This window comes from Paenibacillus endoradicis (assembly GCF_024721975.1).
Genome location: NZ_JANQBB010000011.1, coordinates 106,452 through 121,118, shown reverse-complemented (window position 1 = coordinate 121,118; position 14,667 = coordinate 106,452). Strand labels below are relative to the sequence as shown.

Genomic DNA, 14,667 nt, shown 5'->3' with positions numbered 1-14,667 from the left:
CTTTAGTTCCTTAGAATATTTCGTAAACTTTTGTCCTTTTACTGCTGGCATAAAAAATGCACCTCCTAGAATTTCATCGGATAAACCAGGGGTTTATTCCAATGTCTATTCTAAGGGGTGCACTTCAAAACTGAGGAGGTTGTTTCATATATGAAGATATTATTCTATATCATCCTAATTATCTTACGCGGTAGCTAAGATCGTTCCAACGAAGTTCGTTCAAGAAGTTACGGATCGTTGTTTGTTGATCAATTACTACGCACTCGATACCTACCATAGCAGCCCAATCAACAAGCTGCCCTGTTGTAACTACGTAAGAGAATACAGTGTGATGAGCGCCACCAGCGTAGATCCAAGCTTCCGTAGAGTCTCTTAAGGACGGTTCTGGTTTCCACAATACACGTGCTACTGGAAGATTAGGCATAGCTTCTGTTGGTGTTACTGCATCGATTTGGTTAACGATTAGACGGAAACGATTGCCTAAGTCAACGATAGAAGCAACGATTGCTTTTCCACTTTGTCCGTTGAACACTAGACGAGCAGGATCAGCTTTACCACCAATACCTAGTGGATGAACTTCGATCGATGGACGTTGCTCAGCAATAGTAGGACAAATTTCTAACATATGTGATCCAAGAATCATCTCATTGGCTGGATCTAGGTGATACGTATAGTCTTCCATGAAGCTAGTACCTTTGTTGTTAGCAATTAACTTCATAAGACGTGTTAAGGCAGATGTTTTCCAATCGCCTTCACCACCGAATCCGTATCCTTGCTCCATCAAACGTTGAACTGCTAGACCAGGAAGTTGCTTCATACCATGAAGATCTTCAAATGTCGTTGTAAATGCACCGAATCCGCCTTCTACTAAGAAGTTTTTTAATGCGATTTCAATTTTTGCTTGTTCAGCAATGGAATCCCATTTACCACTATCATTACGAGTTGCATCACTAATTGTATAAGTCGTGCTATATTCATCTAATAGCGCTTTCACTTGTTGATCAGATACATCGTTCATACGTGCAACAAGATCGCCAATGCCATAACCATTAATTGACCAACCTAGTTTCAATTGAGCTTCTACTTTATCACCATCTGTTACTGATACTTCACGCATATTATCGCCAAAGCGAGCCACTTTCAAGTTTTTGCTTTCAGAATAAGCAATCGCAGAACCCATCCACTCTGCAATTCTTGAGCGAGTTTCTTCATGCTCCCAATATCCAGTAATAACTTTACGTTCCACACCAAGACGTGAGAAGATATGTCCGAACTCACGGTCACCATGTGCGGACTGATTCGTATTCATAAAGTCCATATCAATGCTATCCCAAGGAATATCACGATTGAACTGTGTATGTAAATGTAGCAATGGTTTTCTAAGTTCACTCAAGCCATGAATCCACATTTTTGCAGGTGAGAAAGTGTGCATCCAAGTAATAACACCAGCACAAGAATCATCAGAGCTTGCTTCAACACAAACACGACGAATTTCTTCTGGAGTCGTAACTAATCGTTTGAATACAACTGGAAACGGAATTGTGGCAGCTTCATCAAGCGCTTTCGCAATAATTTGAGAATGATCTGCTACTTCCTCTAATGTTTCAGGACCATATAAGTGCTGACTACCTGTAATAAACCAAAATTGATATGCTTTTGTTGTTAGCATAAATTCCATCCCCCTTAAGTTGTACGTACAATAACATGATTATTATGAACTATACCTTATAACTTGTACATACAAGTATAAGTATATCATACTCCGCACCGTCCGATATTTCAATAATTAAGTTGCAATTATTTCAAATCTTTTTGCGAATGACATGCTTTATTTAAGTTGACAGTTCTCTAAACTAACAACTTAAAAAAACGATCTGAGGTTGTACGTACAATTGAGATATCATTCATCGTTTCCGCCAATATTAGTGATCCTTCCAAAGCAGACACGAACAAGTAGGCACATTCACTTGCACTTATACCAGCACGAAATTCCCCATTCGTAATACCTTGCTCTAGTAATTTATTAATTAATTCATGTAGCATTTTGAAAAACTGTTGAATGCGATCATGTACGTCCTTCGCATCCACTGGACTTTGTTGATACATTGCGATAAAAGGACAAGTCCCCTTGTTACCTCTAGCTTCAATTTCTTGCAGCAGCAAGTCTATAAAACTTTCAATTCTTCGCTTAGCTGAAATCTCTTGTTGTCCAAGTGAAATTTCTAATGCCGACTCATATCTATTGCCCCAAAAGCTTACAACAGCAAATAATAACTCTTCTTTACTCTTAAAGTGATAATACAGATTTGATCTAGAAATGCCGCTTCTTGTACATACATCCTCGATACTTGTATATTTATAACCTTTACTCAAAAATAAACGGGCAGCAATATGGATCAGTTGTTCTCGATTTCTCGCGACCATTTCTGTTCACCCTTTCATAACTAGGACTGATCAGTCCTAGTTTATTATAGAGATTGTCATACTGTTAATTTAGAGATTGTCATACTTTTTTAATTCATAGCGTTTTCCACAAAATTTGCATTTCAACGTGATTCGATCTTCACTAATAATATAGCTTACTGCATCGTCATCTTCCATATCTAAACTTTCTATTCCTCGTTCATCAATATCCCCGGTAGCAAAAAAAGAGGTTTTATTACCGCATTCGCATTCAAAATGTAACATATTGTTCAAGCCCTTCTATATAAAATATGTATCCCTACGTTGATAAGATTGCTTTCCTTCGTTATAATAAGCGATGATAACATATCTCGACAAGACTTACGATTAGGAAGGAATTAATTGAATGTATATAGCAGATCAATGGACTGATTTTGAAGTAATAGACACTGGTGAAGGTGATAAGCTAGAACGTTGGGGTAATTACGTACTCCGTCGCCCCGATCCACAAATCATTTGGCCTATCCAAGAGCTAGATGAGCAATGGCGTAAAGCTGATGCTCACTACCATCGCAGCAATTCAGGTGGCGGCGAATGGCAAATTAAAAACCCTAAATTACCGGAGCGTTGGACTATAAGCTATAAAGAGCTTCGTTTCCATATTAAGCCAACTAGTTTCAAACATACAGGATTATTTCCTGAGCAAGCAGCGAACTGGAGCTGGATGATGGACAAGATCCGCCTGGCTAACCGTCCAATTCGCGTGTTGAACTTGTTCGCTTATTCTGGTGGCGCTACAGTAGCATGTGCTGCTGCAGGTGCAGAAGTATGTCATGTTGATGCATCAAAAGGTATGGTTCAATGGGCGAAAGAAAATGCTCAATTATCTGGACTTGAAGATGCACCTATCCGCTACATTACGGATGATGTTTTCAAATTCGTACAACGCGAGCAACGTCGTGGTCGCACATACGATGCCATTATTATGGACCCTCCATCTTATGGTCGTGGACCAAAAGGTGAAACATGGAAGCTAGAAGAAAACCTATTCCCATTCCTACAATCTTGTACAAGTATTCTTAGTGATAATCCTTTATTCCTACTAATCAACTCGTACACAACTGGACTTTCTCCTACCGTTCTAGAACATTTGCTAACAATGAGTATGCAGAAAAAATACGGTGGAGAAATTAACTGTGGAGAAATCGGCTTGCCAATTACAAAGTCTGGTCTAGCGCTTCCTTGCGGTATTTTGGGTCGTTGGGAGTCCAACTAATGCAAATCCCTATCATTTATGAGGATAATCATATCATTGTTGTGCAGAAACCGCCTGGAATTCCGTCTCAAGAAGACGAAACAGGCGATGCTGATATGCTTACTTTAATTAAAGAAGATATTAAGATCCGCTTTGAGAAGCCAGGAAATGTATACTTAGGTCTTGTCCATCGACTTGATCGTCCTGTTGGTGGTGCCATGTTGTTTGCGAAGACCTCTAAGGCAGCTTCTCGCATGTCTGAGGCAGTACGTAGCCGTTCATTCGATAAGACTTATATGTGTGTCGTAGAAGGCGTTCCATCGACTTTAGAAGCAGATCTATTGCATTATATCGTCAAGGACACTCGTATAAATCAAGTGACGGTATACAATAAACCTACAGCAGATAGTAAAGATGCTAAGTTAAGCTATAAAGTGTTACATCAGGCTAATGGACGCAGTCTTGTTGCTATCAAATTATATACGGGAAGATCTCATCAGATTAGAGCTCAAATGGCGCATATTGGTTGTCCACTTGTCGGCGATCAGAAGTATGGAAAAGTTGTTAACAAGCGCTTCTCTCAAATCGCGCTTTGGTCAACTTCTATTACTGTAGCTCATCCTACTACCAAGGAATTGATGACGTTCCAATCTACACCGTCAGAGCAACAAGATCCTTGGTCACTTTTCAGCGGGCAGCAATTAACGCAAGCTGCAAATTGGTTTATCTAAACTTACCGTTCGATCGTACTTCTGATTCGGTCGAACGGTTTTTTATTACCAAATATTATAGAAGAAGGTGAACAGATGAGTTCGCGATCATCATTGCCTAGGCGAAGATTACTATGGTTAATAAATGGTATACTATTAGTACTTATTTCAATTGCTATTATTGCTTTTTTTGTAATTATTAATTCCTACGAATCGGATGTTCCTAGTATTTCGAATACTCCGATCGGTCAAGTTGGTAATGATTCAACTGATGAACCTACGATTGTTGTCACACCATCACCGTCCCCCACCCCTGAACCTACACCTACACTTCCTGAATATACAGATGCAACTTGGATCGGTGTTGGAGATATAATGAGTCATACCCCACAATTACCTGGTGCCTATAACAAAGCAACAGATACTTACGATTTCAATCCATTTTTCGAACCTATTACAAGTCTACTTGAAGATGGTAACTGGATCATGGCAAACTTAGAGACGCCTATTGCAGGTAGCGACATTGGTTATACTGGTTATCCCACTTTCAATGCACCTACAGAGTTAGCAGAAGCTTTGTGGAATGCTGGCTTTAATGTGCTGTCTACTGCCAATAATCATTCACTTGATAAAGGTGAGAAAGGGATTCTACGTACGTTAGAAAACGTCCACAACATCGGATTTACAACGGTTGGCACAGCCGCATCAATAGAGGATTCTGATGCTACTACTATTATTGAACATAATGATATTTCTATGGGTTTCCTATCGTATACATACGGTACGAATGGTATTCCTATCCCTTCAGGTAAAGATTATCTAGTTAATTTGATAGATAAGGATACTATAATTGCAGATATGAACAAATTAAGAGAAGACGGTGCTGAAGTTATTACGATAGCCCTGCACTTCGGCAATGAGTATCAATCACAGCCTAGTGAGCAACAAAAGACGTTAGCACGAGAACTAATTGCTGCTGGGGCCGACATTATTGCAGGTTCTCATCCACATGTTCTTCAACCTTACGAGATGCTCTCAATATTCGATGAAGACGGTAATGAACGTCAAGGTTTAATTATTTACTCGATGGGAAATTTCATATCGAATCAACGTGGTGAGTCCAAAGATTATGGAGCAATCTATAAGGTCAACATACGGAAACATTATGATACTGGAGCAATTGAATTAACGAATGTAGAGGTAACACCAACATGGGTACATCGCTACAAACCGGACGCTGCATACCGCTATCGCATTCTACCCGTAGCTGCAACATTAGAAACTCGAGATGACCCGCTATTGAGTAATAAGGATTATGACTCGTTAGAAAGCAATCTAATGATGCTTAACGAACGATTGACATCCATGCAAGCTACAGAGCAATAATATATATCATAACAATAAAAGATATCTTAACGTCCTCTCCTAATTCACTTTGGAATAGATAGAGTTGGCAATAAGATATCTTTTATTCTGTTTCTATTGGTTGGTTGCACTATGAATGTTATCTATGATGTACTAGCAACTTTACCAAGTAAGTAAACTAGCAATTGTTGATTATGAGCTGAAATACGATCTAGTGATTGTTCAATAATATCACGCTTAATCTTTGATCCTCTTTCTGTCTCAGCTTGTCCTTTGTTTGTTACTTCAATCCAAACAATGCGACGATCTTTCTCATCACGTACTCTAATAATCAGTTCATTACGTTCCATACGATCTAGAATTGTAGTAATCGCTGCAGGAGTCGTTGATAAATGTTGAAGTAAATCAGATGGTTTCATCGGTGAGCATTCCTGCAGTAATTCCAAAATATTTAATTGTCCTTCTGTTAATGGCGATAGTTCTTGTTCCAGTGTCAATTTCCAATCTCGTGAAAGCTTATTCCATAATTTCGAGAAATCTTCTGATACCATTGCTTACACCTACTTCCTGACAATATTATCTAATACTTATTATACTGATTATATTTGTCGAAAGAAAGATTAACGCAATTAATAGTTTACGATAAAAACTGCTAGATTATACGATGCTATTACATCAAGTAACAGTTTGTACGTGAACATTGTAACAATTTGCTAGATTAAGAATAGGTTATGTACGCAATGTTCAAAATTCTTTAGATTATGATATAGCCGTCTTTCTCCATTTCTTTGTAAATAGAAAGATAGCTATAAGGAATAAGAAAATCGCAAATACAAGGGGAGTATTTGCAACAGCAGGCGTTGCATGTTGCTCTACAGCTATACCTATAAATGCCCATACGAATACTAGAACAGCGATCGGATCAATATTTCGAAATCCTATACCTACAGCTAGCAAAGTAGCTACAACGAGCATAATTATTGTCCAACCTATTTCACTTACTCCCAAGCCATCCCACTGGTTTGCTAATAGTGCTACTGCAATATTGACTATTGTTGCAACACATATCCATCCAAGATACAAACTAAAAGGAACGGAAACTAGCCAATAGTTTAGTTTTCTTTTTTGAGAAACGATATACTTTTGTGTCGTTATGTAAATCACAACTAGTGTTATTAGCAACGCTAACATCATAAATACACTACTATTTATTTTTTCAAATTGCCATAAAATAATCCATGAACTGTTGAATAGGCAACTAAGCAAAAAATATGGTCCAATCGTTTCACTAATTTTACTTTCCTTACCTTTTCTTGTGAATGAGTAGGTAACAAAACCGATTAGAAATGCATAAATCAGTAGCCAAATCATAAAAGTATATCCTGCAGGTGTAATTAGAACGGGATACTTAGCTGAGACTTCTGCAGTTGTCTGACCTCCAATGCTACCTCGCTGAGCTGCAAAGTTAATAACAAGCATTACAATAAGACCAATTACGTTTATCCATCTATAATAATGTTTCATATTAGCCCTCCTATCTTTATCGTTATCTTATTAGTGTATATTCTACTTTACCCATTATTATTATTATATTTAACGCTAATTATGTATATTAGCTGAAAACTTATTTTTATCATTATCAGCTTGTTTGCAAGACTAAATCTGACTCTTATCCACAACAAAAAACACCTTCAAGAAAAGTAATTCATATCTTACGACATAAACTACTTTTCTTGAAGGTGTTACTATTTATTTAATATTTTGGAGGCATTATTTTTCCTACTAGAGAGAATAAACCTTTTGTTAAGCCTTGCTATTCATTAGAAACCTCGGCATATGATCTACCTTGACTTAAGCCATACTTGGCTGCAATGGCAACAAGCTCATTGTATTCATCCTCAGTTAACTTCTCCAGCATTAAAGTTCTAGCTTGCTTTTTCTCTTCTCCAGATAATCCACCACTCGCTAATGACTGCATAGTTGAAATATCAGAAGTAGATAAACGCTTCGTAAGAATTGAAACTACTTTTGCCTTCTCACCTAACGTTACTTTTTCTTCAATTTCCTTTGCCTTATCTGTAGAAACTGAAGGGTTGTAGCCATCTGAACCTGCGCTACCCTCTGAAGATCCATTCTGATTAGAATCAGAATCAGTAGCTACAGTTCCATTGTTTCCTTCACCGTTATTCGTCACTGATGACGATGAATCATTGCTAACAGGAGTATCCCCTGCACCAACGTCATTCGAACCATTATTATTCTGAGCAACACCAGTTTCACCAGGTGCTGGTGCAGAATCTGGCGTGCCTTCGCCCTCTGTATTCTCCAGTATCTCTGTACTTAATCCGCTCATCGAACCTAGCATCTTATCAACCGCATAATTCGCTGCAAAAGCTCCACCTATAGCAACTACTACTAGAATTGAAGCTATCCATAGTACTACCTTTTTCCATCTCTTCATCGTTTCCATCTCCTATTAACTATCCATATAATAGTGATGCCAAGTATAACGCCTAAGCTGTCTATACCAACATCCCGTACACTTGCACCTCTACCATCTACAAAAAGCTGATGTAATTCATCTATGCTCGCATAAATAATTCCAACAACCATAGTAATTAAGATAGACCACTTCTTACTTACTCCACTTATTAGACATAAAGTCATAATAAAAATGCCAAGTAAAGAATAGATCGAGAAATGTGCAGCTTTACGCAACTTATGATCCCACTGCTTTATCGTAATATCCATTCCTGTCAACTTCTCATAGATATGAATCGTATGTTCCGCAATATTCGTGCTGAGTTTAGCAGAACTTGAAGCTGGTTGACTAGATAGTAGATATATAGAGATTAGCAGAGCAATAACTAGTCCCCACAATATTAAACGGAGAATTCTTCTATTATGTTGCATAATTTATCCTTTTTTGTCCACAATAGATTTTAAATATGACATAAACGGCTCGCGAAGCTCTTCTCTTCTTAACGCGTATTCAACCGTTGCTTCCAAGAAACCTTGTTTATCTCCAACATCATATCGACGTCCTTCAAATTCGTATGCATAGACCGCTTCACTACGCGATAATTGATTGAGCGCATCTGTAAGTTGAATCTCACCGTTAGCACCAGGAGCAGTATTTTCAAGAATCGTGAAGATTTCAGGGGTAATAATATAACGTCCTAAAATCGCAATATTAGAAGGTGCATCTTCAGTCTCAGGCTTCTCAACCAACTGATTAACTCGAGATACAGACTGGTCAATCTTCTGTCCATCGACGATCCCATACTTATGTACATCTTTCTGCTCAACTTGTTGTACGCCTAGAACTGAGCTGTTGTAATATTCATACACATCTATCAGTTGTTTCAAACAGGGCTTTTCACTGTGAACAATATCATCACCTAGTAAGACAGCGAAAGGCTCATTGCCAATAAAGCTCTTGGCACAATAGATCGCATGCCCGAGACCTTTAGGTTCCTTCTGGCGAATATAATGGATGTTAACCATATTAGAAATCTCTCGAACCTCGGCTAACAATTCAAATTTCTCTTTTGCTTCAAGCTCTAGTTCTAATTCGACAGATTTGTCAAAATGATCCTCGATTGACTTCTTATTTCGTCCAGTAATAATAAGAATTTCATCAATGCCCGATGCTACAGCCTCTTCAATAATATATTGTAAGGTCGGCTTGTCCACAATTGGAAGCATCTCTTTCGGTTGTGCTTTAGTCGCTGGTAGAAATCGAGTTCCAAGTCCAGCAGCTGGGATAATCGCTTTGCGAATTGTCATATGGGAGCCTCCTAGCTTAAGATACTACTATCTTAAAAATCGAATAATTATAGATTTAAATATATTTTTTAACTGTTTAAACTCTTCTGATTTGTAATTTCCAATAACAAAAAGCATTGAAACAATAATTACTGATATAATAATTTTTAATGCTATCTGTATAATTTGATTCGACAGAATAATATGATCTATTAAGTAGTTTACAATTATATAGGATATTATTGTAAACAAGATGTATTTGCCCTGTCTAATCCAATAATTATGAACTGTTTGTTTAAATATCTTATTAAATAATAGCATTGGTTCATACCAAATAGTTGTGAATAATCTTGCAAGAATGGTTGCTATAAAGATACCTTCAATTCCTAATAAATATCCTAATATAAATGAAAGTATCACTTTTATGAAGGTTGAATACAGCATTATATATTTCATTTTACTAAATAAACCAAATGTTTCTCTGTACATCCAAACAGGATTAACTATACTCTGTATATAAAAATTCAAAATTATTAAAAAAACAATTGAATCTGACAGGATATATTCTTTTCCAATCCATATTGTAATGAAGTCATTAAGAACAAACACCATACATAAACTGCAGATAGTTGCAATTAATTGGAATACTAAGAGCAAGACATTAAAAAATTCATAAGATTTCTTAATGTTCCCTAACGAATTCAAATTACCTACACTTGCCATCAATGCCTGAACAATTGCTGTCATAAAAACCAATACTGCTGAAATTAAAAGACTATAATTTGAATAGAATCCAACATAAACTGCTCCAAATATAACGGCGATAAGAATATTATCAGAACTATTCATCAATGTCACACCAATTTTATATAAAAACATTGACTTTATGTTTTCTTTAATTCCTATTGTATCTATTCTTTCAGTTGTAATATGAATCATATACTCAGAATATTTATTCTTTACGATTAAGCTAATTAAGAGATTATATAGTAGGGTTGAGAAAAGCAACACCAATAAATAATATAAATAATTTCTATATTGTAATAATAAGTATATTTGGATTCCATCTCTTAAAATGCTACATATTAAATTCGTTAATTGTAACAAATAATTCTTTTGATCTGCCTGAATTAACGCAACTTTATGCATTATTAAATAAGATAATAAAGTATTGGACAAAAATATTACATAAAATAAAATTATATCACTATTAGAAATGGAGGAATTAGTTATATGGTTTAAAAAGGGCATTCCTAATAGTCCAATAATAAGAATTAGGACAATTATTTTCTTATATAATTTCCTGAAATAAAGCAATAAATTAGAGACTTGCTTAATATTCCTCTCAGATAATGGCTTGTACAAACTAAATACGAGAACATTGCTTAAACCAAGTTCAGCTAAAGACAATACCAAGAGTGTACTGCTTAGTATCCCATTAAGTCCCAAATATTCTGCACCTAAAGTATTTATAAAAACAGTACGTGAAACGAAAGTTACAACTAAGAATATTAATTGAGTTGCTATACCAATACTCATATTACGGAGTGAATTTAAAGAACGAGATTCATTATTATTCATTTGAAATTCCTTTGACCTTTAGATAAAGTTTCTTTGAAATGTCAAATAGACCTAATCGCTTCAATACTGAAATAATGACTATTCTACTTTTATTCCCTAAGTTACGCCATTTTATTTTCAGTTTATGATTTTTCAATCTGATTATTTGAGATAACTTAGAATCGACAATATCCAATGTATTAATTAATTCAATATCAACAACATCTTTTTTTTCATTTCTATTTATTTTAAATTTTTTGATAGCATTAATGCTTACAAACTTAATATCTAAATAATAAAAATAGTTATTTGGATTAAAAATTAATTCTTCAATTGTCTTATCATATAACTTAATATATTCATTATGACATCCTATTTCATTAGTTATTAGTAATGAAGAGTTTTTCGAACAACTTATAAAATCTAAATCATTTGCTTCTCTTAAACCATACATTGAAAGAATTGAACTAGATGTGATTATAGATTCATCTAAATCAAAATTACTTTCTATCAAATTATCTTTAAAGTTAAGTATTCTTCGATATACATTTTTATAAATATCTGGTTTGCCATTATTTAAAAAGGAAATCGAGTTTTCATTCAACAATAATTTACCTATTTGAATGCTTTCTTCGTCATTATCAGTTATATGAATGGAGTGATTACCAATATTGTACAGCTGTCTTATTTTTTCTTTTAGTGATAACACTTTTGATAAATGATTTGATTCAAACACGTAAATTAACATAGGTTGGTCTTCTTCGTAGCAATTATCTACTTTTTTATTCACTGTACGGAAATTATTAATGTAATCCCCAATCCAATCGTGCTGACTATATATTTGAGTCATCAAATTTCTTAATCCATCGTAGTTTAAATTCAATTTCTTAGTATAAAAAAATTCACTCTCTTTATGTAATATTTTATTTAGCTCTGCTTCTAAATTCATTTTAGTAGACTTAGGCCAAATACATGCAAAAAAAACATTCTTCTTTAACTTAATATATTCTAATACTAGAAAATCAATATAAGATTTATCCAATAATCTCTTCTCAAAAAATTTATAGTCATAACAGACTGATAATTCCTCGAAAAATACTACTGGAATTTCCAAATTATAATAAGCAGCTATCGCTACTCTATGCGAGCCATCCAGTATTACATTATTCGAACCTAAGGGGATTACTGATTTCTGATAATTTACCCCTTCTCTTTCAATACTATCTATTAGAAGATCAAACTCTTTAAAATATTTATTTATACTATTCTTTTCTTCTGTGCCTGGTTCAGTAAATGTTCCATTAGAAAAAGCTTCAATGTGGGCATGATAGACTTCTTTAATATAACTTAAATCGTATCCTTTATTTTTGTGCTCAACATACTTAAATTTCACAATTAAGTCCAGTCTTTCTGCACAAATTAAATCCCTTGCTTTAACATAAATGATATTAGCTTCTTCCTCAAAATCAATACTATGCATTTCACAAAAATACTTAGTAAATATATCTTTATTTTTCAATTACCTCAACTACCTTAATTTGATATTTTTAACTATTTAAAATTGAATTGGAATGGGGTCAATAGATTCTGTTCATTTGTTATTGTAGTAACAAAAAGATAAATCGATAATAGTATCAATAAAAAAGAAATTATCGATTTTACATATTTATTTTCTACTGACTTCACGAATTCAGGTAATAACAAAATCTGAAAAATCAAACTGTATGACATAATTCTGGTTATCAGCCAAACTTCTGTGCTTAGAATGGCAAGTAGTAAATTAATAAAACTCCAATTAATAAGAACGATATTCTTAATGCTTATATCTGAACTTTTTTTCTGCAAGTACATTGCCAAAATCATATAAAAAGCAGCAATAATTACATTATTGATTGTACCATCATTCATACCGTATGATTCTAAACTGTACTGAGAATAAAAATACTTTTGAACAATTGATAGAATATTAGGCATTAATACTGTACTTAAGCAAACTAAAATAATACCTATTATTATTTTTTTTGCATTTATTTTTTTATTAAGAATGAAATATAATGGTAGCAATAGAACAGCTGATGTATGGAACATTGATGCGATTAATACCGAAAAAATATATCTAATTAACTTTCTTTCGATCACGTATTTAATTGAAAAGAATATTATTGCTATTGCAATATATTGTCTTTGAATGTTAAAGGAACTAATATATGCCCCTAGTGTAAAAAAAAGAACACTCAAGTATACATTTGAAGAATACCTGTATATTGTAACTAATACAAGAATCAGTGTAATAAAGCTCGAGATTACAAATACATACTGTAAATTTCCAAACAAAAAATCTACTAGTCTGTTCAGTAAAAGATATCCTATCTCCATATCTAACATACTTCTTAACTCGAAAATGCTAACATCTCTTAAAGAGTTATTTATTTTAATATATGTCGCTACATAATTTTTGTAATCTACTCCCACTTCAAATCTGAAACCCGCAACTATAAATAAGGGTAAAAACGTTAACAGCAAATAAAACATATTTCTTATCGTACTCTTCTGAATAATCTTAAAGAGAATTCCCATCAATATAACATATAATATTAAGGCGATATAAATAATCAATTAATCACATCATTTCAACTAAAATTATTGCTGTATTTTGACTGAGAATATCTATTTACAATTACGTATATCTTGGGACTTAAAATAAATAAGATCATTTTTATCCTATCTTTACCACCTTTTACTCTGTCATATACAAATTTTTTATTAATATATTGCTTAAACTCTTTTCGACTTAATCTACCTACTGTGATTGCACTTAAATATAACTTAGCTAAATAACTCTTCAATATTTTCCTATGACTTATTGAGGAAATATCTGAATATATTTGATCAAGTTCCAAACATGTTTCTACAACATCGATACCATTTTTCGTTTTATCTCTTGCATTCATAATAGATCCCTGTCTTTGTACATAATAATAAAATACATGATTAGAATATTGTACCCTCGAAGTTTTCAAAAAGACTCTTGGAGTCCACTCCTCATCTTCGTGTAGTATACCTTCTTTAAAGAACAGTTGATTATCATTAATTAATGAAGCTCGATACACATTTAACCATACACACGGTTGATAAGCATTTCCTTCTATTTTATCGCATATATACTCTACTCCAGAATATACTTTTTCTGTTGTCATATCGTTCTGTATCATAACAGTCTTTTTATTTCTATTTTCAAAATACCTAAACGCATTTCCACAAACTATATCCAAATCATTACTTTCTGCTTTTTCTATAAGTACATTAAAAGAATCTTCTGAAACAAAATCATCAGAATCTACAAAAGCTATATAATAGCCTGATGCTGCTTTTATCCCGGTATTCCTAGCGGCCGATAAACCACCATTCAGTCTATGAATAACTTTAATTCTACGATCGAGTTCAGAGTACTTATCACTAATTAAACCTGATCTGTCAGTTGAGCCATCATTAATCAGAATAATCTCGACATTACCATAAGATTGATTTAATAAACTATCAATACATTTTTCTAGATAAGCTTCAACATTATAAATCGGCACAATTATCGAAAGTAACTTAGACATA

General features: G+C 34.1%; 15 protein-coding genes. 3 read left to right on the top strand and 12 right to left on the bottom strand.

Going from position 1 to position 14,667, the window contains the following annotated elements:
• Positions 1-178: 178 nt before the first annotated feature.
• From araA to NV377_RS25350, 3 genes are all read right to left on the bottom strand, one after another.
• Positions 179-1,669 (bottom strand): L-arabinose isomerase, encoded by a 1,491-nt coding sequence (araA, locus tag NV377_RS25360; protein WP_258203628.1) that lies wholly within the window; start codon positions 1,667-1,669, stop codon positions 179-181.
• 179 nt (positions 1,670-1,848) lie between these two features.
• Positions 1,849-2,424: a TetR/AcrR family transcriptional regulator gene (locus NV377_RS25355; protein ID WP_258203627.1), complete on the bottom strand. Its 576-nt coding sequence runs from the start codon at positions 2,422-2,424 to the stop codon at positions 1,849-1,851.
• 69 nt (positions 2,425-2,493) lie between these two features.
• Positions 2,494-2,688, bottom strand: coding sequence for a hypothetical protein (locus NV377_RS25350; protein ID WP_258203626.1), 195 nt, complete (start codon positions 2,686-2,688; stop codon positions 2,494-2,496).
• A gap of 121 nt (positions 2,689-2,809) precedes the next feature.
• Between NV377_RS25350 and NV377_RS25345 the strand changes: the two genes are divergently transcribed.
• From NV377_RS25345 to NV377_RS25335, 3 genes are all read left to right on the top strand, one after another.
• Positions 2,810-3,679, top strand: coding sequence for a class I SAM-dependent methyltransferase (locus NV377_RS25345; protein WP_258203625.1), 870 nt, complete (start codon positions 2,810-2,812; stop codon positions 3,677-3,679).
• Positions 3,679-4,389, top strand: coding sequence for an RluA family pseudouridine synthase (locus tag NV377_RS25340; protein WP_258203624.1), 711 nt, complete (start codon positions 3,679-3,681; stop codon positions 4,387-4,389). The genes NV377_RS25345 and NV377_RS25340 overlap by 1 nt, the downstream gene beginning before the upstream one ends.
• Before the next feature lie 75 nt (positions 4,390-4,464).
• On the top strand, positions 4,465-5,754 hold the full coding sequence (locus NV377_RS25335) for a CapA family protein (RefSeq protein ID WP_258203623.1): 1,290 nt from the start codon (positions 4,465-4,467) through the stop codon (positions 5,752-5,754).
• Between the two features lie 122 nt (positions 5,755-5,876).
• Here the strand turns inward: NV377_RS25335 and NV377_RS25330 are convergent, their stop codons facing one another.
• From NV377_RS25330 to NV377_RS25295, 9 genes are all read right to left on the bottom strand, one after another.
• The gene (locus NV377_RS25330) at positions 5,877-6,284 is read right to left on the bottom strand and encodes a MarR family winged helix-turn-helix transcriptional regulator (protein ID WP_258203622.1); all 408 of its coding nucleotides are present in this window, start codon (positions 6,282-6,284) and stop codon (positions 5,877-5,879) included.
• A gap of 208 nt (positions 6,285-6,492) precedes the next feature.
• Complete coding sequence (locus tag NV377_RS25325; protein ID WP_258203621.1) at positions 6,493-7,257, bottom strand: TspO-related membrane protein; 765 nt, start codon at positions 7,255-7,257, stop codon at positions 6,493-6,495.
• Between the two features lie 289 nt (positions 7,258-7,546).
• Positions 7,547-8,194, bottom strand: coding sequence for a hypothetical protein (locus tag NV377_RS25320; RefSeq protein ID WP_258203620.1), 648 nt, complete (start codon positions 8,192-8,194; stop codon positions 7,547-7,549).
• Positions 8,191-8,646 carry a VanZ family protein gene (locus tag NV377_RS25315; RefSeq protein ID WP_258203619.1) on the bottom strand — a complete coding sequence of 152 codons (456 nt, stop codon included), beginning with the start codon at positions 8,644-8,646 and terminating at the stop codon, positions 8,191-8,193. The genes NV377_RS25320 and NV377_RS25315 overlap by 4 nt, the downstream gene beginning before the upstream one ends.
• Positions 8,647-8,649: 3 nt before the next feature.
• The gene (gene galU / locus NV377_RS25310; RefSeq protein ID WP_258203618.1) at positions 8,650-9,522 is read right to left on the bottom strand and encodes a UTP--glucose-1-phosphate uridylyltransferase GalU; all 873 of its coding nucleotides are present in this window, start codon (positions 9,520-9,522) and stop codon (positions 8,650-8,652) included.
• Positions 9,523-9,549: 27 nt separating this feature from the next.
• Positions 9,550-11,082, bottom strand: a complete 1,533-nt coding sequence (locus NV377_RS25305) for a lipopolysaccharide biosynthesis protein (protein ID WP_258203617.1) — start codon at positions 11,080-11,082, stop codon at positions 9,550-9,552.
• Entirely contained in the window at positions 11,075-12,580 is a 1,506-nt protein-coding gene (locus NV377_RS25300) for a hypothetical protein (RefSeq protein ID WP_258203616.1), read from the bottom strand. Before NV377_RS25300 ends, NV377_RS25305 begins: the two co-directional genes overlap by 8 nt.
• Positions 12,581-12,612: 32 nt before the next feature.
• Positions 12,613-13,593, bottom strand: a complete 981-nt coding sequence (locus NV377_RS25985) for an EpsG family protein (RefSeq protein WP_373425853.1) — start codon at positions 13,591-13,593, stop codon at positions 12,613-12,615.
• Between the two features lie 98 nt (positions 13,594-13,691).
• Entirely contained in the window at positions 13,692-14,666 is a 975-nt protein-coding gene (locus NV377_RS25295) for a glycosyltransferase (protein WP_258203615.1), read from the bottom strand.
• Between the last annotated feature and the right edge of the window lies 1 nt (position 14,667).